Annotated in this window: 24 protein-coding genes and 1 other RNA gene; 12 read left to right on the plus strand and 13 right to left on the minus strand. The window is 62.3% G+C overall.

Going from position 1 to position 23,740, the window contains the following annotated elements:
• Positions 1-240: 240 nt before the first annotated feature.
• The gene (locus K3725_RS07210) at positions 241-558 is read right to left on the minus strand and encodes a DUF1476 domain-containing protein (protein WP_260018122.1); all 318 of its coding nucleotides are present in this window, start codon (positions 556-558) and stop codon (positions 241-243) included.
• A 274-nt stretch (positions 559-832) separates the two neighbouring features.
• On the opposite strand from K3725_RS07210, the gene purC reads away from it, so the two are divergent.
• From purC to K3725_RS07240, 6 genes are all read left to right on the plus strand, one after another.
• On the plus strand, positions 833-1,594 hold the full coding sequence (gene purC / locus K3725_RS07215; RefSeq protein ID WP_260018123.1) for a phosphoribosylaminoimidazolesuccinocarboxamide synthase: 762 nt from the start codon (positions 833-835) through the stop codon (positions 1,592-1,594).
• 102 nt (positions 1,595-1,696) lie between these two features.
• Positions 1,697-1,927, plus strand: coding sequence for a phosphoribosylformylglycinamidine synthase subunit PurS (purS, locus tag K3725_RS07220; protein WP_019297460.1), 231 nt, complete (start codon positions 1,697-1,699; stop codon positions 1,925-1,927).
• Complete coding sequence (gene purQ, locus K3725_RS07225; protein ID WP_260018124.1) at positions 1,927-2,595, plus strand: phosphoribosylformylglycinamidine synthase subunit PurQ; 669 nt, start codon at positions 1,927-1,929, stop codon at positions 2,593-2,595. The genes purS and purQ overlap by 1 nt, the downstream gene beginning before the upstream one ends.
• A gap of 36 nt (positions 2,596-2,631) precedes the next feature.
• Positions 2,632-4,404, plus strand: a complete 1,773-nt coding sequence (locus tag K3725_RS07230; protein ID WP_260018125.1) for an ATP-binding protein — start codon at positions 2,632-2,634, stop codon at positions 4,402-4,404.
• A 30-nt stretch (positions 4,405-4,434) separates the two neighbouring features.
• Complete coding sequence (locus tag K3725_RS07235; RefSeq protein WP_260018126.1) at positions 4,435-5,772, plus strand: sigma-54 dependent transcriptional regulator; 1,338 nt, start codon at positions 4,435-4,437, stop codon at positions 5,770-5,772.
• Between the two features lie 541 nt (positions 5,773-6,313).
• Complete coding sequence (locus K3725_RS07240; protein ID WP_260018127.1) at positions 6,314-9,256, plus strand: ribonuclease E/G; 2,943 nt, start codon at positions 6,314-6,316, stop codon at positions 9,254-9,256.
• Positions 9,257-9,434: 178 nt separating this feature from the next.
• Here K3725_RS07240 and K3725_RS07245 read toward each other — a convergent pair whose 3' ends face one another.
• A complete protein-coding gene (locus tag K3725_RS07245; protein ID WP_260018128.1) occupies positions 9,435-9,668 on the minus strand; it encodes a sulfurtransferase TusA family protein in 234 nt (77 codons plus the stop codon).
• A gap of 94 nt (positions 9,669-9,762) precedes the next feature.
• Here K3725_RS07245 and K3725_RS07250 point away from each other — a divergent pair, with 94 nt between their 5' ends.
• The 3 genes from K3725_RS07250 to K3725_RS07260 all read left to right on the plus strand — a co-directional run bounded on the left by K3725_RS07250 (position 9,763) and on the right by K3725_RS07260 (position 13,227).
• Entirely contained in the window at positions 9,763-10,515 is a 753-nt protein-coding gene (locus tag K3725_RS07250; RefSeq protein ID WP_260018129.1) for a cytochrome c biogenesis CcdA family protein, read from the plus strand.
• Between the two features lie 109 nt (positions 10,516-10,624).
• The gene (locus K3725_RS07255; RefSeq protein WP_260018130.1) at positions 10,625-11,875 is read left to right on the plus strand and encodes a hypothetical protein; all 1,251 of its coding nucleotides are present in this window, start codon (positions 10,625-10,627) and stop codon (positions 11,873-11,875) included.
• Positions 11,872-13,227: a cytochrome P450 gene (locus K3725_RS07260; protein ID WP_260018131.1), complete on the plus strand. Its 1,356-nt coding sequence runs from the start codon at positions 11,872-11,874 to the stop codon at positions 13,225-13,227. Before K3725_RS07255 ends, K3725_RS07260 begins: the two co-directional genes overlap by 4 nt.
• Before the next feature lie 50 nt (positions 13,228-13,277).
• On the opposite strand, the gene K3725_RS07265 is transcribed toward K3725_RS07260, so the two are convergent.
• From K3725_RS07265 to fumC, 4 genes are read right to left on the minus strand one after another with little or no spacing between them, the layout of a single operon-like run.
• Positions 13,278-13,508 carry an N-(5'-phosphoribosyl)anthranilate isomerase gene (locus tag K3725_RS07265; RefSeq protein WP_260018132.1) on the minus strand — a complete coding sequence of 77 codons (231 nt, stop codon included), beginning with the start codon at positions 13,506-13,508 and terminating at the stop codon, positions 13,278-13,280.
• A gap of 23 nt (positions 13,509-13,531) precedes the next feature.
• Positions 13,532-13,750: a ribbon-helix-helix domain-containing protein gene (locus tag K3725_RS07270; RefSeq protein ID WP_260018133.1), complete on the minus strand. Its 219-nt coding sequence runs from the start codon at positions 13,748-13,750 to the stop codon at positions 13,532-13,534.
• Positions 13,747-13,923: a DUF4169 family protein gene (locus tag K3725_RS07275; protein WP_260018134.1), complete on the minus strand. Its 177-nt coding sequence runs from the start codon at positions 13,921-13,923 to the stop codon at positions 13,747-13,749. The genes K3725_RS07270 and K3725_RS07275 overlap by 4 nt, the downstream gene beginning before the upstream one ends.
• A complete protein-coding gene (gene fumC / locus K3725_RS07280) occupies positions 13,923-15,317 on the minus strand; it encodes a class II fumarate hydratase (RefSeq protein WP_260018135.1) in 1,395 nt (464 codons plus the stop codon). Before fumC ends, K3725_RS07275 begins: the two co-directional genes overlap by 1 nt.
• A 237-nt stretch (positions 15,318-15,554) precedes the next feature.
• Here fumC and K3725_RS07285 point away from each other — a divergent pair, with 237 nt between their 5' ends.
• Positions 15,555-16,091 (plus strand): hypothetical protein, encoded by a 537-nt coding sequence (locus tag K3725_RS07285; RefSeq protein ID WP_311202222.1) that lies wholly within the window; start codon positions 15,555-15,557, stop codon positions 16,089-16,091.
• 74 nt (positions 16,092-16,165) lie between these two features.
• Here K3725_RS07285 and K3725_RS07290 read toward each other — a convergent pair whose 3' ends face one another.
• From K3725_RS07290 to K3725_RS07320, 7 genes are all read right to left on the minus strand, one after another.
• Positions 16,166-16,642, minus strand: a complete 477-nt coding sequence (locus tag K3725_RS07290; RefSeq protein WP_260018137.1) for an SspB family protein — start codon at positions 16,640-16,642, stop codon at positions 16,166-16,168.
• Between the two features lie 118 nt (positions 16,643-16,760).
• Positions 16,761-18,032, minus strand: a complete 1,272-nt coding sequence (gene chrA / locus K3725_RS07295) for a chromate efflux transporter (protein WP_260018138.1) — start codon at positions 18,030-18,032, stop codon at positions 16,761-16,763.
• A complete protein-coding gene (locus K3725_RS07300) occupies positions 18,029-18,844 on the minus strand; it encodes a sulfurtransferase/chromate resistance protein (protein WP_260018139.1) in 816 nt (271 codons plus the stop codon). The genes chrA and K3725_RS07300 overlap by 4 nt, the downstream gene beginning before the upstream one ends.
• A gap of 132 nt (positions 18,845-18,976) precedes the next feature.
• Positions 18,977-19,402, minus strand: a complete 426-nt coding sequence (locus K3725_RS07305; RefSeq protein ID WP_260018140.1) for a nuclear transport factor 2 family protein — start codon at positions 19,400-19,402, stop codon at positions 18,977-18,979.
• A gap of 214 nt (positions 19,403-19,616) precedes the next feature.
• Positions 19,617-19,967, minus strand: a transfer-messenger RNA (tmRNA) gene (ssrA, locus tag K3725_RS07310).
• A gap of 54 nt (positions 19,968-20,021) precedes the next feature.
• Entirely contained in the window at positions 20,022-20,411 is a 390-nt protein-coding gene (locus K3725_RS22570) for a hypothetical protein (protein ID WP_311202223.1), read from the minus strand.
• The gene (locus K3725_RS07320) at positions 20,359-21,087 is read right to left on the minus strand and encodes a FadR/GntR family transcriptional regulator (protein WP_260018141.1); all 729 of its coding nucleotides are present in this window, start codon (positions 21,085-21,087) and stop codon (positions 20,359-20,361) included. The genes K3725_RS22570 and K3725_RS07320 overlap by 53 nt, the downstream gene beginning before the upstream one ends.
• 199 nt (positions 21,088-21,286) lie before the next feature.
• On the opposite strand from K3725_RS07320, the gene K3725_RS07325 reads away from it, so the two are divergent.
• Both K3725_RS07325 and acuI read left to right on the plus strand, forming a co-directional pair.
• The gene (locus K3725_RS07325; RefSeq protein ID WP_260018142.1) at positions 21,287-22,381 is read left to right on the plus strand and encodes a dimethylsulfoniopropionate demethylase; all 1,095 of its coding nucleotides are present in this window, start codon (positions 21,287-21,289) and stop codon (positions 22,379-22,381) included.
• Between the two features lie 109 nt (positions 22,382-22,490).
• On the plus strand, positions 22,491-23,483 hold the full coding sequence (gene acuI, locus K3725_RS07330; protein WP_260018143.1) for an acryloyl-CoA reductase: 993 nt from the start codon (positions 22,491-22,493) through the stop codon (positions 23,481-23,483).
• The last annotated feature ends 257 nt before the right edge of the window (positions 23,484-23,740 follow it).

The following is a 23,740-nucleotide window of genomic DNA, read 5'->3' on the forward strand; positions in this document are numbered from 1 at the left end:
AGGCCGCCCCGGCGGGCCGGGCGGCAAATAGGTCTGTTTTCCCTGTCTCACGCCCGGCATGGAAGGGCAATTTCATTTTCCTCATCTTCATTATGAGAGCGCTGCCCGGCTGCCGCATAGTTGATGACCATGGGAGGAATGCGGCAAGGCGCTGCGCAAAATCCGCCGTATCCAGTGGAAGTTTCTGCAAAAGCAGCAAAAAAGGGGTTAAAGCGGCGCGCCGCGGAAAACTGCCGGGCCTCAGCCGGTCTCGGTCAGGATCTGATCCTTGGCCTGCGGCAGCAGCTCGGCGCGTTTTGCCCGGATCTCATCGGCAGAGGCTTTTCCTTGCAGCTCGCCTTCCAGCTTGCGCACAACATCCTCGTGGCCGGCTTCTTCCAGATCCGCCGCGACAATTGTGCTTGCGAAGGCTTCGGCGTCCTTGCTGCCAAGTCCCAGAAGCCCGGCAGCCCACAGGCCCAGCAGTTTGTTGCAGCGCGCCTGCGCGTTGAACTGCATCTCCTCATCATGCGCGAACTTCGCTTCAAAGGCCTGCTCGCGCTCGTCAAACGTGGTCATATCGCGTCCTCATTAAACCTGTTGCACACCTATACATGATAGGAGCATGATCGCGGTCCAGGGCAAGAAAAAACTGTGCGCAGCAAGGCGTTTGGGCTGCCGCGAAAAGGGGGCGCCAGGGCAGGGCGGCAACTGCGGGCGTCCATCTGCGGCCCGGCGGCAGGGGATGGCCCGCATGCGCGCCATGCAGCATGCTTGCGGCTGAGGCCCCCTTGCACTATTAGAGCGGCACATCGCAGGGCCGGATTCCCGGCATTGACCCGAAAGGTTCCCAATGGCGCGTCGCAAGAAGATTTACGAAGGCAAGGCCAAGACTTTGTACGAGGGCCCCGAGCCCGGCACCATCGTGCAGTACTTCAAGGATGACGCCACCGCCTTCAACGCCGAAAAACACGACGTGATCGAGGGCAAGGGTGTCCTGAACAACATCCTGAGCGAGTTCTTCATGCTGGGCCTGGGGCAGATCGGCGTGCCGACCCATTTCCTGAAGCGCCTGAACATGCGCGAGCAGCTGGTGCGCAGCTGCGAGATCATTCCGCTGGAAGTGATCGTACGCAACTATGCGGCCGGTTCGATCTCCAAGCGCCTGGGCATCGACGAGGGCACGCAGCTGCCGCGCCCGGTGGTGGAATACTGCTACAAGGACGACGCCTTGGGTGACCCGCTGGTAACCGAGGAGCACATCGCTGCCTTTGGCTGGGCCAGCCAGCAGGACATGGATGATATCCTGAGCCTGGCGCTGCGCGTGAATGACTTCCTGTCCGGCGTGTTCCTGGCCGTGGGCATCCGCCTGGTCGACTTCAAGATCGAGATCGGCCGGATTTACGAGGGCGACTTCCAGCGTCTGGTGATTGCTGACGAGATCAGCCCCGACAGCTGCCGTCTTTGGGACATCAAGACCGGCCAGAAGCTGGACAAGGACGTGTTCCGCCGCGACCTGGGCAGCCTGACCGATGCCTATTCTGAGGTCGCGCGCCGCCTGGGTGTGATGCCGAACAATCCGCCTGCGCCGGGCAAACCGACGCTGGTGAACTGAGATAGGGGACCCGCAGCGCCTGCCGCGCCGCGGGTCTTTGAGTATTTTTGGAAAGATGAAGCCCGGCAGGGCTTCGCCATCGAAAACCTGAGGGATGATGCGATGAAGGCACGGGTGCATGTGATGCTGAAGAACGGGGTTCTGGATCCGCAGGGCGAGGCCGTGCGCCACGCGCTGGGGGCTCTGGGCTTTGACAAGGTCGAAGGCGTGCGTCAGGGCAAGGTGATTGACCTGGATCTGGCAGAGGGCGCCACCGAGGCCGATGTGACCGCGATGTGCGAGAAGCTGCTGGCCAACACCGTGATCGAATCCTACAGCATCGAGATGGCCTGATGAAGGCGGCGGTAGTTGTTTTCCCGGGCTCGAACTGCGACCGCGATCTGGCGGTGGCGTTTGAACAGGCCGGTTTCGATGTGTCGATGGTCTGGCACAAGGACAGCGCGCTGCCCGCAGGCGTCGACATCGTCGGTGTGCCGGGCGGGTTCTCCTATGGTGATTACCTGCGCTGCGGTGCCATTGCGGCCCAGTCGCCGATCTGCAAGGCCGTGATTGAGCATGCGGACCGCGGCGGCTATGCCATCGGCGTCTGTAACGGCTTTCAGATTCTGACGGAGACCGGCGTTCTGCCGGGTGCACTGTTGCGCAACGCGGGGCTGAAGTACATCTGCCGCACCGTGAACCTGAAGGTTGCGACGTCTGACAGCGTCTTTACCCAGGGTTACAATGCCGGTGATGTGATCGGCGTGCCGATTGCCCACCACGACGGCAATTACTTCGCCGATGCGGACACTGTGAAGGCGCTGCAGGATCAGGACCGGGTGGCTTTCACCTATGAAGAAAACCCCAACGGGTCGATCGCTGACATCGCGGGCATCCTGTCGGAAAACCGCCGTGTTCTTGGCATGATGCCGCACCCGGAACGGGCCGCGGACGAGGGCCATGGCGGCACCGACGGCGCGGCAGTCTTTCGCGCATTGGCAGGAATGGTCACCGCTGCGTGACTTGAGGATAAGCGGCGGCGGTCATAGGGTGGCCTTATGACCGCTTCGCGCTCTGATGAGACCAAAAACAAGTCCAAGTCCGGGTCCCGCACGATTTCGTGGCGGGCACGGCTTGCGCTTGTATTGTTCATGGCTGTGGCTGCGGTCACGGTCTGGACCACCAACCGGGCGCTAACCCACAGGTTCACCGAAAGCACGCGCAACCGGGCAGAGCTGCGGCTGGCGCTTTACTCTGGAAACTTGCTGAGCGAACTGCGCCAGCATGCCATCGTGCCGCAACTGCTGGCGCGCGACCAGACCCTGATCTCGGCGCTGCAGTCCAGCGATTTCTCTCTCTCGACCCAGCGGCTGATTTCCTTTGTTGATGAAATCGGGGCAGCCTCGATCATGCTCCTGGCGCAGGACGGGCGCACGGTGGCGGCGACTGATCGCAACCGGCTGGGAGAGAGCCACCGCAATGCGGCCTATTTCGTCGATGCGGTGCGCGCCAAGTCTACCGTGTTCTCGGTCATCCCGCGGGAGGTGGGGGGCTACCGGTTCACCTATTCCCGCCGGGTGATTGATGCGACCGGAGTACTGGGCGCGATCGTTGTCGAGGTAGACCTGCAGAAGTTTGAACGCGCCTGGGCCGGAATTTCGGATGCGGTACTGGTCACTGACAGCACCGGCAACATCATTCTTGCGACCGAGGCACGCTGGCGCGGGTTGAAGGAGGACGACGCGCTGACGCTTCAAACGCCCGAGGGCGCGATCCAGCGGGCGATCCGCGCCACCACCGACTGGACGGCGCTGCCGCCGGATGCCTACCTGCAGGGCGAAGCGGTGATGCGGCTCGAAACCCGGGTGCCGTTCCAGGGCTGGCGCATGGCGACCTTCACCACCTATTCCTCTGTCCGCGAGCGTGTGAATGCGGTGCTGGCGCTGGAGATCATGGGATTCGCCATCCTTCTGGCGCTGGCGTTCTATTTCCTGAGCCGCAAGACCGCGCTGCGCATGGCGCTGTTCCAACGCGAGTCGGCAGAGCTTCGCGTATTGAATGCTCGCCTTCAGCGGGAAATTGCCGAGCGTGAACGCATGCAAAAGACCCTTGCGGTGGCTGAACAAAGCCTGGCGCAGAGCTCGAAGCTGGCCGCGTTGGGCGAGATGTCCGCTGCCGTCAGCCACGAGCTGAACCAGCCGCTGGCGGCGATGAAAACCTATCTTGCCGGCGCCCGCCTGCTGCTCAACCGGAACCGTCCGGACGAGGCGCTGGCCTCCTTCGGGCGCATCGACGACCTGATCGAGCGGATGGGCGCAATCACCCGTCAGCTCAAGTCCTATGCGCGCAAGGGCGGCGATGCGTTCAGCCCTGTAAACTTGGGCGATGCGCTGGCCTCCAGCCTGTCTATGATGGAGCCGCAGCTGCGTCAGCGGCATGTGAAAATAACCCGCATCCTGCCCGAAGAACCTGTTATGGTAATGGGGGACCGGATGCGCCTGGAGCAGGTAATGGTCAACCTCTTGCGCAACGCCCTGGACGCCACCAAATCCGTGGCAGACCCTGAGGTGGAAATCCTGCTGGCAGCGGGCGAGACAGCAACCCTGTCGGTGCGTGACAACGGGATGGGTATCAAGGACTTCGACAATCTGTTTGAGCCTTTTTACACCACCAAGCAGCCCGGCGACGGGGTTGGATTGGGGCTTGCCATCTCCTCGGGGATCGTCAACGACCTTGGGGGACGGCTGACCGCCCGCAACGGGCAGAACGGCGGTGCGGTCTTTGAAATGCAATTGCCGGTCCTGGTGGACGGTATTGAAGCTGCCGAATAGGCAGCCTGGAGTGATTAGGAGTGAACGCGCATGGCCCAGGCTATGAAAATCGCGATCGTGGACGACGAACAGGATATGCGGCAGTCGATCAGCCAGTGGCTGGCGCTGTCTGGCTATGACACGGAAACCTTCTCCAGCGCCGAAGAGGCCCTGAAGGTGCTGGGCCCGGACTATCCGGGCATCGTGATCTCCGACATCAAGATGCCGGGCATGGACGGCATGCAGTTCCTGAAAAAGCTGATGGGCAGCGATTCCGCGCTGCCGGTGATCATGATCACCGGCCACGGCGACGTGCCGATGGCGGTTGAGGCGATGCGCGTCGGTGCCTTCGATTTTCTGGAAAAACCCTTCAACCCGGACCGCATGTCGGAACTGGCCAAACGCGCAACCGGCGCCCGCCGCCTGACCTTGGACAACCGCGTGCTGCGGCGTGAACTGTCGGATGGCGGCCAGATCATGAAGAAACTGATCGGCCAGAGCCCGGTGATGGAGCGCTTGCGAGAGGACATTCTGGACCTTGGGCAGGCCGACGGCCATGTGCTGATTGATGGCGAAACCGGCACCGGCAAGACTCTGGTTGCCCACGCGCTGCACGCAGTTGGCAGCCGTGCGGGCAAGAAGTTCGTGCTGATTTCCTGTGCCGCTCTGGAGGAGGAGGTGCTGTCCAAGCGCCTGTTTGGCCCGATGCTGCCTGAGGACAGCATGCTGCCGGCCATCGAGGAGGCCCGCGGAGGCACGCTGGTGCTGGAGGACATCGACGCGCTGTCGGAAACCCTTCAGGCAAAGCTGCTGAGCGTCATCAACGAGCAGGGCACCCCTGCAGAAACCCGGATTGTCGCCATCTCCAACCTGCAGGAAGCGGGCAAGACCTGCGAAGACGCCCTGCGCCCGGATCTGTTCTACCGTCTGGCGGCGCTGCGCATCACTGTGCCGCCGCTGCGCCAGCGCGGCGAGGATATCCTGACCTTGTTCACCCGTCTGTCGGAACAATTCTCCGAGGAATACGGCTGTGATGCACCGCAAGTGAGCGCCCAGGAAGCTGCGCAGCTGCTGCAGGCGCCCTGGCCGGGCAACGTGCGGCAGCTGATCAACATCGCCGAACGCGCAGTTCTGCAGTCGCGGCGCGGCTCAGGCACCATTGCATCGCTCCTTATGTCGGATCACGAGGAGATGCAGCCGGTGATGACCACCGAAGGCAAGCCGCTGAAGGAATACGTGGAAGCGTTCGAACGCATGCTGATCGATAACACCATGCGCCGGCACAAGGGCTCGATCGCCAGCGTGATGGACGAGTTGTGCCTGCCGCGCCGGACGCTGAACGAGAAAATGGCCAAATACGGCCTGCAGCGCTCGGATTACCTTGCCTGACCCTGCAACCGCTGTTTCATGGTGCCGTTTCCGTGGTTCTGCAAGAAAACTAACCTGATATTAACGGCTTGCCTGCTAGGGGCAGGCCGTTTGTATTTTCAGGCTCTGTGGTGACGAATGTCCATTGTCATTACCTATCCACAGGCCTTATGCTGGCGAAACGGGCCGGACACCGGCATATGGTTTCGCCCGTTCTGATGAGTTTCGCTGGCTTCGGCTTTTGTCCGGCATGATCCGAGAAAGCTGCAGCCAGACCGATTGGCCCTCTTGAAACAAGAGGGCAGTTTAGCGCCCAAGCCGGAATTACCGCCGGTGCCGGGATAACAAGGCAGGGACGGGCACATCCCGCCTGCCGGAGAAGAACCGCGATGACGCGCGCGAGAGCGAAGAGCACTGAGGCAGGAAGGCCGGGCATCGATCCCGGGACCACCTGCTGCACCGCGCCGTCCATTATCGCCCTGACAAGACACCACCCGAAACGCGCGCGGCCGCCTGGAAACAGGAGGCTTGCGGGCGCTCAGGGCAGGTGCACCAAGGACCCATGGCAAAGAAGATGCTTATTGACGCCACCCACGCGGAAGAAACCCGCGTCGTGGTGGTCGATGGAAACAAGGTTGAGGAATTCGACTTTGAGTCCGAAAACAAACGCCAGCTTGCTGGCAATATCTACCTCGCAAAAGTAACCCGGGTTGAGCCGTCCCTGCAGGCGGCCTTTGTCGACTATGGTGGAAACCGCCATGGTTTCCTGGCATTTTCCGAGATCCACCCGGATTATTACCAGATCCCCGTCGCGGACCGTGAGGCCCTGATGGAGGAAGAACGCGCCTATGCCGAGGCGATGCGCGCCCGTGATGAGGACGAGGACGAGAAACCGGCCAAGCCCAAGCGCTCGCGCCGTTCCAAGTCCTCTGCCAAGGCTGCCAAGGCTTCGTCCAAGGATGCTGTGGAAACCAAGGAGGTCGAGGCCTCCGACGCAGTCACCGGTGAAATCGCCGGCATGGAAACCATTGACCTGACCGACAGCTCTGAGGCTGCGGATGTCCCGGCAGAACTGGCCGAGGTGCCGGAAGGCTCCTCGCCGATGGAGCGTGTTGCCGAGACCCCGGTGGAAGAGCCGGAAGAGGGTGAGGCCGCAGAGACGGAAGCAGAAGAGACTGCTGCCGCTGAAGCCCCGGAAGCTGAAGAGACGCAGGCCGGGGAAGCTGCCGGCGAAGCTGAAGCTGAGGCAGAGGCGGACACCGGGGCGGCTGAAGTTGCAGAGGCAGCAAAAGCCGATGACGACGCTGAAGACACCGGTGACGAAGGAGACGACGAAGCGGAAACCAGCCGCGCCGATGCAACCTCCAAGGACGAAAGCATCGAGTCGGTGGCCGATGAGGACGACAGCGACGACATTCGTCCGCCGCGCAAACCGCGCCCGCGCCGCTACAAGATCCAGGAAGTGATCAAGGTGCGCCAGGTGCTGCTGGTGCAGGTGGTCAAGGAAGAGCGCGGCAACAAGGGCGCCGCACTCACCACCTATCTGTCGCTGGCCGGCCGTTACTGCGTGCTGATGCCCAACACCGCCCGCGGCGGCGGCATCTCCCGCAAGATCACCAATGCAGCCGACCGCAAGAAACTGAAAGACATCGCAACCGAGCTGGACGTGCCGACAGGCGCGGGCCTGATCGTGCGCACCGCCGGTGCCAAGCGCACCAAATCCGAGATCAAGCGCGACTATGAATACCTGCAGCGCCTGTGGGAGCAGATCCGCGAGCTGACGCTGAAATCCATTGCGCCGGCCAAGATCTATGAAGAGGGCGACCTTATCAAACGTTCGATCCGCGACCTCTACAGCCGCGAGATCGACGAGGTTCTGGTGGAAGGCGACCGCGGCTACCGCATCGCCAAGGACTTCATGAAGATGATCATGCCGTCCCACGCCAAGAACGTGAAGCACTACCAGGAAGGGCTGCCGCTGTTTGCGCGCTTCCAGGTGGAAAGCTACCTGGCGGGCATGTTCAACCCGACAGTGCAGCTGAAATCCGGCGGCTACATCGTGATCGGCGTGACCGAGGCTCTGGTGGCGATCGACGTGAACTCCGGCCGCGCCACCAAGGAAGGCTCGATCGAGGAAACCGCGCTGAAGACCAACCTGGAGGCCGCCGAAGAGGTGGCCCGCCAGCTGCGCCTGCGCGACCTTGCCGGTCTGATCGTGATCGACTTCATCGACATGGACGAGCGCAAGAACAACGCTGCCGTCGAAAAGCGCATGAAGGACAAGCTGAAGACCGACCGGGCCCGCATCCAGGTGGGCCGGATCTCCGGCTTTGGCCTGATGGAAATGTCGCGCCAGCGCCTGCGCCCCGGCATGATCGAAGCCACTACCGCGCCGTGCCCGCATTGCCATGGCACCGGCCTGATCCGCTCCGACGACTCGATGGCGCTGTCGATCCTGCGCCAGATCGAGGAAGAGGGCACCCGCCGCCGCTCCCGCGAGGTGCTGGTGCGCTGCCCGGTTTCCATTGCCAACTTCCTGATGAACCAGAAGCGTGAGCACATTGCCCAGATCGAGGCGCGCTACGGCCTGTCCGTGCGTATCGAAGGCGACGCGCATCTGGTCAGCCCGGACTTTGTGCTTGAGAAGTTCAAGACCGCGTCCCGCAACGTGCCTGCCGCCGCCGCTCCGGTGGTGTCGGTTGACACCTCGATCATGGATCAGGTGGACGCGGATGAGGCCGGGCAGGACGAGGAGGAGGCACCGGCAGCAGTTGAGACCGCTGATGATGCATCGCAGGACGACAAACCCAAGCGCAAGCGCCGCCGCCGCCGCCGCCGGAAGGGGGGCAATGGCGAGCAGTCTCAGAATGGTGAGACTGGCGAGACCGGTGACGAGGCATCCGAGGATCAGGAACAGCCCCAAGAGGAGGCCGCCGAGGCGTCTGAGACTGCTGCTGAAGGCGAGGAAGCCCCGGCGGAAGAGGTGAAGGAGAAAAAACGCTCCCGCACCCGGACACGCTCCCGCAAGCCGAAGGCCAAGCCTGCCGAGGCGGAGGCCGTTGCCGGAGAGGACGCTGCTTCAGAGGAAGCGCCGGCGGAATCCGCTGAAGAAACCGTCGCCGTTGCCGAAGCTGCCGATGCAGCGGACGCTCCTGAGCAGGAGGCTGAGGCAGAAGCGCCAGTGGCAGAGGCTGCAGAACCGGAGGCTGAAACGGCCGCAGCAACTGAGGAGGCTCCGGCAGAAGCTGAAGCCGCGCCTGTGCAAGTAGACGCCGCGGAAGCTGAAGCCGAGTCCGCAGAGAGCGCTGAGGAAGCCGCTGTTGCAGAAGCTGAGGCGGAATCCGAACCCGCCGCAGAGGAGCCTGATGCAGAAGCGGCTGCTGAGGAAGAGACCGCGGCCGAAGAAAAGCAGCCGGAGCCAGCGATGGCCGGTGCTGAGGCGGAGCCGGAACCGGCATCACCGCCCAAGCCCAAGCGCCGCGGCTGGTGGTCAATGGGCGGCTGAAGCCCGCATATGATTTTGGAGAAGGCAGGCCGTTTGGCCTGCCTTTCATTTTGTGCCTTCTGTTGTTTGCGGCCGCCGTTTTCCGGCGCGGAAAACGGCCCGGAAAACACGCGTTTTCCGAGCCGGAATTCGCGCCGAATTCCGGTTCCCTCGCGGAGGTGCCGCAGCCTCTTCCGGGTTAGCTGCCCTTGCGGATCAAATAGACCTGATGGCCGGTTCCGGCACTGTGGCCAAGAAATTCATGGCCGGCCTCATTGCAGAAATGAGGCACATCAATCACGGCTGCGGGGTCATCCGCAAGCAGTTCCAGAACCTGGCCGGGCTGCAGCGATTTCAGCCTTTTGCGGGCCTTCAGGACAGGCAGCGGGCACAGCAGCCCGATTGCATCTAAGGTCTCTTTGATCTCGGTCATGGTGTGCAGATAAGCGGGATGTTTCATGCTGTCCACAAGGATGTGACCAGCCGTCCCCGTGACGTTGGACCGCGGCTGGAATAAGTGTTGGGACATGTTTGGAATCGAGATCATCGACGCAGGGCTGCTCCCTGCCATGCTGGTGGCGCTGCTGGGCGGCGTTATCAGTTTCCTGTCGCCCTGCGTGCTGCCGATCGTGCCGCCTTATCTGGCCTATATGAGCGGCGTGACTATTGGTGAAATGCAGGGCACTTCCGCGGCGCGGCGCAAGGCAATCATCGCCGCGCTGTTCTTTGTGCTGGGGCTGTCGACGGTGTTTCTGCTGCTCGGCTTCACCGCCTCGGCTTTTGGCGCTTTTGTTTTGAAAAATCAGGAGCTTTTTGCGCAAGTATCAGGCGTGGTGGTGATCATATTCGGCCTGCACTTCCTGTCGGTGTTCCGCATTCCCCTGCTGGACCGCGAGGCGCGGATGGAGGCAGGCGAGTCGGGCGGCTCCGCCCTGGGTGCCTATGTTCTGGGGCTGGCCTTCGCCTTTGGCTGGACGCCCTGTATCGGTCCCCAGCTGGGCGCGATCCTGTCACTGGCGGCATCGGAAGCCTCCGTCAGCCGCGGCACCATCCTGCTGGGGGTTTATGCGGCGGGGCTGGGGGTGCCCTTCCTGCTGGCGGCAATGTTCCTCAACCGGTCGATGACGCTGATGAACAAGTTGAAGCGCCACATGGGGCTGATCGAAAAAGTGATGGGCGGGTTGCTGCTGTTTGTCGGCATCATGCTGGTCACTGGCCTGTTCACAACCTTTTCCTGGTGGCTGCTGGAAACCTTCCCGGCACTGGCAACGCTGGGCTGAAACCATTGAGTGCGAGGGGCCTTCGGGCCCCTTTTTCTTGAACCGTCCGGGCCTTACTCTTGCCGGATTGCGCTGCTAGTCTGTGTTGCGAAAGGCAGAGCAGGTCAGCGTGGATCAAACCGGTTCCAACCCAAAGGGAGTGCGCAGGCGGCGGGTGTTCTACATCCCCGGCTATGACCCCATTCATCCGCGCCGCTACCGGGAGCTCTACCGCAAGGAAGGCGCTGCACAGGCGCGGATTTCCGGCTACAGCCTGACACTCTCTCCGAAACAGACCAAAGGGCCCTACGGCTGGCATGCTGCCGCGGAGATGGACGGTCAGCGGTCCGAGGCGGACATAGAGGTGCTGGTCTGGTCCGACATTGTGCGCGGCAGCATGGAGGCCTCGATAGCGGGCACTTACTGGCAACTGGTGCGGACCGCCTGGATCTATATCTCCACCGGAACGCTGCGGCGGCTGATGCGGCTGCGCAAGGGGCCGGTGATCGCGGCGCTCTACCCGGTTGGAATGCTGCTGCTGCAGGCGCTTATGGCACTGCTGCTGGCCTGGGGCGTGGCCCATGCGATTGGCATTCTTGCCGGGCTGCTGAGCCTCGGGGGGCTGGCGGCCGTATTGATGGGCTGGGCCCTTGGTCTTGGCGCGGGCTGCGCGCTGCTGCGTTGGTTCAAAAGGCGCGATGGCAAGTTCTTTGCTTATTACCTGATGCATGATTACGCGCATACTGCTGCAACCCGCGGCGCCATGGCGCCAGAGATGGAGGCGCGGATGGGCCAGTTCCGCGCTCTGATTGCAGAAGCGTTGCAGGATCAAAATCTGGAGGAGGTGCTTGTTGTCGGCCATTCCTCAGGTGCCCATCTTGGCATCTCAGTGCTGGCGGACCTTATCCGCGAAGGGCTGCCGCCGGAACGGCCGTCCCTGGGCTTTCTGACATTGGGACAGGTGGTGCCGATGGTCTCTTTCCTGCCGCGGGCGCGGCGGCTGCGGACTGACTTGAAGTACCTGTGCCAGCGCCAGGAGCTTGCCTGGGTGGATGTCACGGCGCCAGGCGATGGCTGCGCCTTTGCCCTCTGTGATCCGGTGGCCGTCAGCGGTGTGGCTCCAAACGGTAAGCGCTGGCCGCTGGTTTTCTCCGCGGCCTTCACCCAGACCCTCAGTCCGGAACGCTGGCAGGAGCTTCGCTGGCGGTTCTTCCGGCTGCATTTCCAGTACCTCTGCGCCTTTGACCGGCCCGGCGATTATGACTATTTCCGTATCACGGCCGGGCCGCTGACGCTGGCAGACCGTTACAGGGACCGCAAGCCTTCCCGGTCCCGGATTGACGTGCCGGTCTCGAAATTCACCTCGGTGGCTGCCGAATGACCCCAGTGCTGCCACCGAAACCATCCGCGCGGCCTGACCGGGTGTCGCTGCGGCGCTATGTGAAACTGTTCCGCCAGGACATTCTGTCGGCACAGCCTGCCAAGCTTTACCGCGCCTGGATGGCCGAGTTCCGGACGCCGTTCTTCCTCTCCTTCCTTGTGAACCAGCCGGATCTTGTGAAGCTGCTGCTGAAGGAGCGTCCCGATGATTTTCCAAAGTCGGACCGCATTGCCGAGGGGTTGAAGCCCTTGCTCGGCAATTCGGTGTTCCTGACCAATGGCGAAGCCTGGAAGCGGCAGAGGCGGATCATTGACCCTGCCTTTGAGGGCGGCAGGCTGAAGGACACTTATCCGGCCATGCGGGCGGCGGCGGAGGCTGCTGTGGCCCGGTTGGAAGGGCGGCAGGGGCCGGTGGAGATCGAGGAGGAAACATCGCACGCGGCAGCAGACGTGATTTTCCGGACACTGTTTTCAATTCCGATCGAACATGAGGTGGCGGGGCAGGTCTTTACCCGCTTCCGTGACTACCAGCGCAGCCAGCCCTTGCTGAACCTGGCTGCCTTTGTGCCGCTGCCGCGGTGGATGCCGCGGTTTTTCCGCCGCGGAACCCGGCAGAACGCGGCTGAGATCCGGGCGCTGATCGCACAGCTGACGGCTGAACGAATGGGCGCAATTCAGGCCGGCACCGCGCCGGATGACCTGGCGACCAAGATCATGACCACCCGTGACCCGGAAACCGGCACGGCCTTTGATGCAGGCGAAATGGTGGATCAGGTGGCCATCTTCTTCCTGGCGGGTCATGAAACCAGCGCCTCTGCCCTTGCCTGGGCGCTTTATCTGATGGCGCTGTATCCGGAATGGCAGGAAAAACTGGCGGCCGAGGCGGCCGCGCTGGAGGATGAGAGCTTTGCCGCTGTGTCAAAGCTGAAGATCAGCCGCGATGTGTTCCGCGAAACATTGCGGCTCTATCCGCCGGTGCCGATGATGGTGCGCCAAGCCGCCTGCCCGGAACGCTTCCGCAACCGGGACGTTCCGAAGGGCGCGCAGATGGTGCTGAGTCCCTGGCACCTGCACCGGCATGAGCGGCTGTGGGAAAACCCGGATGCCTTCGATCCCGCCCGCTGGGGCACAGAGAACGGCAAGCAGTGCCAGCGCGACGCCTATATCCCGTTCTCAGCAGGGCCCCGCGTTTGCACCGGGGCAGGATTCGCAATGGTGGAGGGGCCGCTGATCCTTTCGATGATCCTGCGGCGGTTCCGGATCGAGCCGGTTGCGGGGAAGGTGCCAGTGCCTGTAGCGCATCTGACAGTGCGGTCGAAGAACGGGATCTGGCTGCATTTAACACCCAGGTAGCCAAAACTTTTCTGAAAAGTTTTGGCCAAAGTTTTCAGAAAACTTTGGCGTCAGCACAGCAAACGGACGGGTTCGTTGTTGCAGAAGATGATGATCTGCTCGCCGTTTAAGACCGCATGATAGCCGCGGCGCTCTACTTCGGCTTGCAGGCGGGCCAGGCCAACATTGCGCTCGACATCGCGCAGTTTGCGCCGGACAACACCGCCTGTGCGGGCAGACTTCACATCGAAAATCTGCTGCATCCAAAACTCAGGAGAAACAGTGCGAAACACACGGGCCATGCGGCCACTGTCCGGGATCGCGGTTAACGCTCCCTTAACCGGCGCAGCACAAACAGCCGGATGGCGGAAGCCAGTCCGCAGTCCTCGCCGCGCGTTTCATCAATTTCAGCTGCCAAATCATTGATTGCCCGGTCTTCCTGCACTGCGATCTCGCGGAAGGCATCCCAGAAATCATCTTCCAGCGACACCGACGTCCGGTGTCCGCGCAAGGTCAGGGAGTGCTTCCTGGGGCGGCCGTTCATTTGTCGCGCTTGTGATCGTCCAGGCGGCGGGCGTCTTGCGAGTTACGCGCCTTGTCCAGGTCTTTCTCTGCTTTGGTCCGCCCGAAGGTCACGGCGTTCCGGTCAGCGCGGGCCTTATCCTCGGCCCGCGCTTTTTCTTTCCTGTACCGGTTCAGATTGACCGGCTTACCCATCAGTCCTTGGGTCCGATCATCTGCTCGGGGCGGACCACGGCGTCAAAGGTTGCCTCATCAACAAAACCCAGAGCAATCGCCTCTTCCTTCAGCGTGGTGCCGTTCTTGTGGGCGGTCTTGGCAACGGTTGTGGCATTGTCATAACCGATGGTCGGCGCCAGCGCGGTGACCAGCATCAGGCTCTCCTTCATCAGCTTGTCGATGCGCGGTTTGTTGGCCTCGATGCCCATCAGCATCCGCTCGGTGAAGCTGTCCGCGGCATCGCCCAGGAGCTGGATCGACTGCAGCAGATTATAGGACATCATCGGGTTGTAGACGTTCAGCTCGAAATGGCCTTGCGAACCGGCGAATTTGATCGCCGCGTCGTTGCCCATCACATGCGCGGCAACCTGGGTCAGCGCCTCTGCCTGGGTCGGGTTCACCTTGCCCGGCATGATCGAGGAGCCCGGTTCGTTCTCCGGCAGGATCAGCTCGCCCAGGCCGGAGCGCGGGCCGGAGCCGAGGAAGCGGATATCATTGGCGATCTTGTAGCAGCTGCCCGCAATGGTGGCGAGTGCACCGGACAGGAACACCATGGCATCATGGGCGGCCAGCGCCTCGAACTTGTTGGGGGCGGTGACAAAGGGCAGGCCGGTGATCTCGGCCATGTTCGCAGCCACGGTCTCGCCCCAGCCCTTCTGGGTGTTAAGACCGGTGCCCACGGCAGTGCCGCCCTGTGCCAGCTCATAGATGCCGGGCATTGCCGCCTCGACCCGTGCCAGGCCCTGACGGATCTGATGCGCGTAGCCGCCGAATTCCTGGCCCAGGGTCAGCGGAGTCGCGTCCTGGGTGTGGGTGCGGCCGATCTTGATGATATCCTTGAACTCTTCCGCCTTGGCCTCCAGCCCTTCGGCCAGTTTCGTGAGGCCTGGCACCAGCACGTCGCGCACGGACATCGCTGTGGCGATATGCATGGCGGTGGGGAAGGTGTCGTTGGAGGACTGGCCCATATTGCAGTGATCGTTCGGGTGCACCGGATCCTTGGTACCGATCACGCCGCCCAGGATCTCAATGGCGCGGTTCGCGATCACCTCGTTGGAATTCATGTTGGACTGGGTGCCGGAACCGGTCTGCCAGACCACCAGCGGGAAGTTGTCGTCAAACTTGCCCTCAATCACCTCACCCGCTGCCTGGATCACCGCATCGGCGATTTTTGTGTCCAGCTTGCCAGAAGCCTTGTTGGCCATGGCGCAGGCCTGCTTGATCACGCCGAGCGCGCGCACAATTGCCACCGGCTGCTTTTCCCAGCCGATCGGGAAATTCATGATCGAACGCTGGGTCTGCGCGCCCCAGTATTTCTCTGCCGGGACTTCAAGCGGGCCAAAACTGTCGGTTTCGGTGCGGGTTGCGGACATCCGTCTGTCTCTCCGTTGAGTATGCGATTGTATGCCGTTTAGCCTGTGCCGGATCTCGGCGCAATTGGCCAGTTGCGCGCAGCATAGCCAAATGGGCCGCAAGGTATAGTGTTGAATTGGCACAACCGAGCGCGTGCCATTGCCTGAGAACATGCTATGCTTAAGGTGCGGGAAACGGGTTATGCTGTATCCGGAAAGGAAATGAATGTGCCAATCCGCTTGTGTCTTGAATTGTCATTGAAATCTCTTGCCGCTCTGATCGTGGCAGGCGGAATTCTCGCGGCCGCAGCAGGGCAGGGGATTGCAGCCGGGATTGCGCAGTTTGCGGGCGAGTACTCCGGCAGTGTCGAAATCGTCAAGGCCGGCGGCGACACCGATCCGCGCGACATGAGCGTGGTGATCCGCGAGGTGAAGAAAGGGTTCACCATAAAATGGACCTCCACGACCGAACGGGATGACGGCAGCAGGAAATCCAAAACCTACGAGATTGAATTCCAGACGTCGCGGCGTGACAGTGTCTATTCTGCAGCAATGAAGCGGAATGTCTTTGGTCATGAAGTGCCGCTTGACCCGATGGAAGGCGAACCCTTTGTTTGGGGGCGGATCACCGGCGACACCCTGACAGTGTTTTCGCTGTTCATACATCCAAACGGCGACTACGAGATGCAGCAGTATGACCGGACGCTGGCGGACGGCGGGCTGGACCTGGTCTATACGTCCCGTCTGAACGGCGAGCCGCAGCGGCAGCTGAAAACATTCCTCGTCCGGCACTGAAGGCGTGCGTGCCCCCCCCAAAAAAAAGGCAGCCCGCCGGGCTGCCTGATCCTGTGGCCTGAAAGTCAGGCAGGTTACTTGCGGAAACTGTCGAGCGACACCACATCCGCGTCCTTTTTCTTGGCCTCCGTCTGGTCTTCAGCACTGGCAGCATCGTCCTCCGCGTCCGGTTCTGCTGAGTAGACGTCTGCGTCCTCGTCGGCGCTTTCAAACCGCAGACCGAATTCCACCGAAGGATCCACAAAGGTGCGGATTGCATCATAGGGGATATAAAGAGGCTCAGGCGAGTCGCCGAAGTTCAGCGTGACCCCAAAGCCGTCGTCATCAACCGTCAGATTGTCAAACCAGTGCTGCATGACGACGGTCATTTCACCCGGGTAGCGGTCGGACAGCCAATCCGCCAGTTCCACGTCCGGATGAGCGGTGTCGAAGGTTATGAAAAAGTGATGGTTGCCAGGCAAACCATTGTCGGAAACGTCCTGCAGCACGGTCCGGATCAGGCCGCGCATGGCAGAGTGCATCAGGTTGCCATAGTCGATTTCACGGGACATGCAGTCACCCTTTGTTCATTTGCTGTTAAGCATAAGAGATTCTGCCGGAAACAAAAGAGCAGCCTTGCGGGCCGCTCAATTATTTTTACTGCAGAACAGGCCCTGTGACAATCTGCAGTCAGCTGATTGCAAACGGTAATTCAGCGATGGCCAGGCCAGCAGCCGCCATCATTGCCAGCAAGAGCAGCATATTGCCGCGCACGGCCCGCGCCACCAGCGGGGCAAGCAGAACCAGCAACAAGGCTGGCGTGTTCAGGCTGTTCCAGACGGGGACTGGGATGTGCAGAACGCCAGCCTCAAATACCGTCGTCCCGGCAAAGGCGACATGCATCAGGAACCACATTGTCAGATTCAGGATGACGCCCGCAACAGTGGCGGTCACGGCCTTCAGCGCCATCCCGAGGCGCGGATGCGATGCGATGCGTTCCACATAGGGCGCAGCCGCAAAGATCCACAGGAAGCAAGGCATGAAGGTGGACCAAAGCGCCACTGCACCCGCGGCAAGGAACAGGCCGGAACCGCCCGCCTGCAGTCCTGACAGCATGGCGACGAATTGAGTGACCAGGATCAGCGGGCCGGGGGTGGTTTCTGCCAGCCCCAATGCGTCGATCATCTGGCCGGCGCTGATCCAGCCGAACTGGCTGACCACGGTCTGGCTGACATAGGCCAGCACTGCATAGGCCCCGCCAAAGGTCACCACGGCGAGCTTGGAAAAAAACCAGCCGATATCCGCCAGGAAGGACGCATCGGACAGGCTCAGGGCAATCAGCGGCAGCAGCCACAAGGCGCCCCAGAGGGCAATCGTTCGCACGGTGCTGCCATTGCTGGCGGGCGGGGCATGCAGCGCTTCGGGGGCATTGGCGTCCTTGCGCATCAGGCCGATACAGGCGGCGGCCAGCACCACCAGCGGAAACGGCAGGTTCAGCAGGAACAGCGCGGCAAACCCAAACCCCGCCAGCGCCCAGTCCAACGGCTGCTTCAGCGCCTTTCCGGCAAGCCGCCGCATGGCCTGCAAGATGATGACAACCACGGCTGCCTTGACTCCCAGGAAGGCCGACTGCACCGCCGGCAGCGTGCCATAAAGCGCGTAAAGCCAAACCAGGGCTGCAATCACTGCCGCGCCCGGCAGCACAAACAGCAGACCTGCCAGCAGCCCGCCTGCAGTACCGCGCATCCGCCAGCCGGTATAGGTGGCCAGCTGCATCGCCTCCGGTCCCGGCAAGAGCATGCAGAAACTGAGCCCGCGCAGAAAACTCTCTTCGCTCAGCCAGGGACGGTCTTCCACCAGTTCCTTGTGCATCACGGCGATCTGGGCTGCCGGGCCGCCAAAGCTCAGCACGCCGATGCGCCCGAAGACACGGAGCATCTCTGTCCAGGCGGGCGGGTTCATGATTTCCGGTCCGCAGGCCAGTCGTGGCCTTCGCCGCGCCCGTCCCGGGCCCAGCGGTATAAAGCGTCATAAAGGATCATGCCTGCCTCCAGCTGCTCATGGTCGTCCTTGAACTGGCGCGACAGCCCGACCGAGAGTGCGAGCAGCCCTGCAGCCTCGGACGCCAGATCATGCCGGTTGGTGTCGGCGCCTCTCACAACCCGGGCCAAGGTGTCAAGCGCAGGGGTTCTGAGGCAGAACTCATCCAGCATGGTGTCAAAGGTGCAAAGATCCCCGCGGTGCGACCAGAACACATCCTCGACGTCAAAGGGCGTGGCGCCGAAACGTTCAGCCACTCCCGACACTTCGGAAGGAGCAACAAACAGAAACCGTGCCGCCGAATCCGCGAAGCGGCGGATCAGCCAGGGGCAGGCGATGCGGTCGATCTTGGGACGGTGGCGGGTCACCCAAAGGGTGCTGCCGCGGACAGGGGCGGGCAGGGCGGCGGCTGGAATGCGCGGCGCGCCGTCCATGCTGCGCCAGCCAAACATGCCGCCTTGCAGATATTCAGCGGCGATCCCGTCGTGGCGCAGCCAGGCTGCGGCGCCTTGCGACAGCTTGAGGCCCTTCTGGCAGATCAGCACGCATGGCCGCCCGCCAAGGCGTTCCTTGAGATCTTCCATGCCGGTATGCGGGTGCCGGGAGGAGCCGGGGATCAAATAGGGATCCGCAGCAAAGTCCTCATCGGTGCAGATGTCCACAAGAACCGGCGCATCTGGCGTGCCAATCAGGCGCAAAAGCTGGGCGGGGGTGATTTCATTCGGGGCAGCCATGGGCATGTCTCCTCGCGAGCAAGGTTAACATGCGAACCTTGGGCTGTCGCCTCACGGGGCGTTCGCGGTTGTCCCCATGGGCCTCAAAAAAGCGCGTTTGCACCCGCGTTGTCAAGTATTTGCAGGTTTGCGTTACCGCAGCCGCTCGCCGGTCATGCAGATGGCCATCGCCTCCGGCGGCAGCTGGCCAAGCTGTTCGAACATCCTGAAATAATCCATGTTGGAATGCAGTTCCGCGATCTTGCCGTCTGCCACCCGTGCCATGACCTGGCCGGTGAACTGGAACGCAGTTCCATCCTTGGGATCACTGGTGTCGACCAGCAGACGGACAGAGACCCAGTCCCGTGTTTCCATTGCGTGGGTGAAGGCCACCCGCATCGGCCCCACCAGATTGCGCAGCGCCGCGACCACTTCGCTGTAGTCGCATTCCGGTTCGGCCAGGGCTGAGACCGCGCCGGAGATCAGCGTGTTTGGGGTCATCACCTGTGCCACGGCACTCAGGTTGCCTTTGCACCAGACTTCCTGAAACCAGAAATGCAGCAGATGAGTCAGCGGCATGTCTGCGCACCTGTCCGGGTCAAATGGCGCAGCCATGTTGGGGCAGGCATCCGCTACAGGCTGAGCCGGGCTGTCCGCCGGGGATACCCGTCGCGGCGAAACGTGGAGTGTGCTGGCGGTTTTGATCATGTTTACCCTTAGGGAGCCGGTGTCCGGCCAAAGACGCGGCTGCATCCGGTTGCGTCAAATAATCATGATATCCGGGGAAAGGTAAAGTGCAGGTTTCTGTTGCCAGGTACCTGCGAACCCCGCCTTAAGCTGCAAAGCCTAAGGGCTTAGATTTCGGTTTTTCGGACTGCTTACGCAGCCAGAGCAACCGGAGCACGATTGTCGTTTGCAATTGTACTGTTTGGGCCGGTACGGTGGCACCCCGCCGAGACAAAGCAAAACCCCTTTAGACGTCCGTCGATCCTGTTTCGGCCCCATGATCCCCAAACGAAGGATATTGGTGGAGCCGCCGGGTACCGCCCCCGGGTCCGATCCGCTTATTACGAGCGCGTTTATGTCCATAGTTCCACTAGGGAACAGGAGTCATATAGTCGGCTTCTGCGCGGATGCAAAGGGGGGAACCGGAATCCTGCGAGGATTCCGGCCAGTTTTCCGGCGCGGAAAACCGGCGCTAGCGGCAATTGATGCACTTAAAAATCCTCGCAGGATTTTTGGCCGTTTCCCGCGCCGGGAAGCGGCGGTGCTGCATCAATCTGCGGATCGGGGCGCTGTTGCAGAAGATGATGACCTGCTCACGGTTCTGCACCGCTTGAAAACCGCGGGCGCGCACCTCCGCTAGAAACGCCTCCATCCCGGCATGGCGCTCAATGTCGCGAAGCTTGCGGCGGACCACGCCGCCGTTCTGCACTGCCTTGCAGGCGAAGATATCTCGCATCCAGATATCCGGGGACAGGGAGGAACCGGGTTTGACCATGCCGGAAGCTTCCCGGCTTATGGTTAACAAAACCTTACCTCCGCGCCCGTGCGGAAAAGACATTGGCTGCCAGTTTGCGGGTTTCATCTTCGAGGTCCTGCAGGCCCGCAACTGCTGCGCCGCCATCGCCCGCCTCGATAGCATCGGCAATCCGGGTGTGAAGCCCGGTGATCACGGCGCGGTCGCGGGCGGTGAAGGTGATCATGTTCATCAGGGGCTGCATCGCCTCCACCGCGCCGGCCAGCTGATAGGACAGAACCGGATTGCAGGCCCCGTCCACCAGCGCCCGGTGAAAGGCCACGTCCGAGGCGCAGAAGGCCACATCCGTCAGCCCTGGCTGGCCTTGGCGGAAAATCTCTGCCCGCATGGTGGCAAGGTGGTCAGCGCTGCGTCGTTCCGCCGACAGCGGCGCGCAGGACCGCTCGAGCGCATAGCGCGCCTCGCAGGCGGTATCAAAACTTACTTCGTTCATGCTCAAGAGCAGGGTCGAGGTGGTAACCTGCTGCGCATAGGCATCTTCAAAGCTCAACCGGTTCACAAAGGCCCCGCCGGAAGCTCCGCGCTGGGTGCGGATCAGCGATTGCGCCGCCAGCCGTTTCAGCGCCTCGCGCACCGTCGGGCGGGAGACACGGAAATGATCGGACAGCTCCGCCTCCGACGGCAGCCGCTCATCCACGTTCAAGTCTCCGGAGATGATGGCATCCTTGATCGCCTGGGCTATTTGAACCGACAGATCGGCGGAACTGCTGGGGTCAATCTGCATACCCGGTGTCCTTGCAATGTGCGGCCCGGACGCGGCCCGGGCAAGAAATCATTTGTCTGACATTTAAAAGTCTGACATTTAAAACCTAAGGCCTGAGTCGGGGGAGGGCAATGCCTGGATCCTCTGCACGCAGGCTTTTGCGGCATTGGCTCTGCCGCACGCAGCCAATCACCTGAAACGCTCAAACGGAGACTTGAGCATGGCAAGCATCTTTCCCTCCCGCCGCATCCGGCGCACGCCCTTTTCCCCCGGTGTCGAGGCCGCGGGCGTCAAGGGGTACACGGTCTACAACCACATGCTGCTGGCAACGGTATTTGACAGCCTGGAATACGACTGCGCTCACCTGAAGGAGCACGTGCAGGTCTGGGACGTGGCCTGCGAGCGCCAGGTCAGCATCAAGGGGCCGGACGCGCTGCGGCTGATGAAGCTGATCAGCCCGCGCGACATGGACAAGATGGCAGACGACCAGTGCTATTATGTGCCGACGGTCGATCACAACGGCGGCATGCTGAACGATCCGGTGGCGGTGAAACTGGCCGCGGATCACTACTGGCTGTCGCTTGCCGACGGCGACTTGCTGCAATTTGCGCTCGGGATCGCCATTGCCAAGGGCTTCGATGTGGAGATCACGGAACCTGATGTTTCCCCGCTGGCGGTGCAGGGCCCCAAGGCGGATGATCTGATGGCCCGCGTCTTTGGCGAAGCGGTGCGTGATATCCGGTTCTTCCGCTACAAGCGGCTTGAATTTCAGGGTGCTGAACTCGTGGTGGCGCGCTCTGGCTGGTCCAAGCAGGGCGGGTTCGAGGTCTACGTCGAAGGCTCGGATCTGGGGATGCCCTTGTGGGATGCGCTGTTTGCGGCCGGCGCAGACCTGAGCGTGCGGGCAGGCTGCCCCAATGCGATCGAACGGATCGAAAGCGGGCTGCTGAGCTACGGCAACGACATGACCCGCGACAACACGCCATATGAATGCGGGCTGGGCAAGTTCTGCAACTCGCCGGAGGACTACATTGGCAAGGCTGCACTGGCAGAGCAGGCGGCCAATGGCCCCGCCCGCCAGATCCGGCCGCTGGTGATTGGCGGAGAGATCCCGCCCTGCCTGGACGCTTGGCCGCTTTACGCGGACGGACGCCGGGCCGGAGAGATTGGCTCGGCCATCTTCTCGCCGGAGTTCGCCGTGAACGCGGCAATTGGCATGGTGGACCGGTCCCATTGGGCACCGGGCACTGCGCTGGAGGTTGAGACCCCGGCAGGCATGCGGCCTGCTACAGTGCAGGAGAAATTCTGGCGCTGACGCTGAGCACCGGGGGCGCTGCCCCCGCCGCGGCAGGCCGCGGCGCCCCGGGATATATTGGGCCGGATGAACATGGGATCTGGTTCGCGGTACAGGAAAGGATGGCACGATGTTCAATGCACTGGTGGTGAACAAGGACGAAGACAGCGGCAAGACCACTGCCGCGGTGGAGCAGATCAGCCTGGATCAGCTGCCCGAGGGCGAGGTGACCGTGGCGGTGGAATACTCCACCGTGAACTACAAGGACGGGCTGTGCATCGGGCCAGGCGGCGGGCTGGTGCGCAAGTACCCGCATGTGCCGGGCATCGACTTTGCCGGCACCGTCGAAGCGTCGTCGGATGACCGCTACAAGCCAGGCGACAAGGTTGTGCTGACCGGCTGGCGCGTGGGCGAAGCCCATTGGGGCGGCTACAGCCAGAAAGCCAACGTGCGCGCGGACTGGCTGGTGCCGCTGCCCGTGGGGCTGGACAGCCGCCAGGCGATGGCGGTCGGCACCGCGGGCTTTACCGCAATGCTGGCGGTCATGGCGCTGGAGGATCACGGGCTGGAACCCGGGCATGGCCCGGTGCTGGTCACCGGCGCCGCGGGCGGTGTCGGATCTGTCGCCACCGCGATCCTGGCGAACCTCGGGTATGAAGTGGCTGGCGTGACCGGCCGACCGGAAACGGCGGACTACCTGAAATCGCTGGGTGCAACGCAGATCGTTGCGCGGGAGGAGATCAACGAGACCACCAAGCGCCCGCTGGAGAGCGAATCCTGGGCGGGCTGCGTGGACGCTGTTGGCGGCGCCATGCTGGCCCGCGTGCTGGGGCAGATGAAATACGGCGCCTCGGTTGCTGCGGTCGGCCTGGCAGGCGGGGCAGCGCTGCCTGCGACCGTGATCCCCTTCCTGCTGCGCGGTGTGAACCTCTTGGGCATCGACTCGGTCATGCAGCCCTATGAAAACCGCGTCCGTGCCTGGCAGCGCATCGCCAGCGACCTGCCGATGGACAAGCTGGAAGCGATGATCCAGCCCGCGGCCCTTGGCGATTTGCCGCAATTGGGCGCGGACATCCTCAAGGGTCAGGTCAAGGGCCGGGTGGTGGTGGACGTGAACGCCTAAATCCTTATAATGGCTTGTATCTGTCGGAAGACGCGCGGCGATGCCCGCGCGTTTTTCATTCTCCAAGGGCGGCCCCAATATCGGGCTGCGGTGTTTCCGGGCAGTCCTTCGGGCTGCATTGCCCCGCGGTACCCGGGCTGACGCCCATAAGCCGCAAGAAATCTGAATACCCGGGCATGATGCCGATTTGCCGCCCTTTGTCCGCTCACTGCCGCGGGCAAGGCGGCGCGCCGCCCTCTACGAGCGTGCAAACGGAG

The sequence above is a fragment of the Leisingera sp. S132 genome (assembly GCF_025144465.1).
Classification (GTDB): domain Bacteria; phylum Pseudomonadota; class Alphaproteobacteria; order Rhodobacterales; family Rhodobacteraceae; genus Leisingera.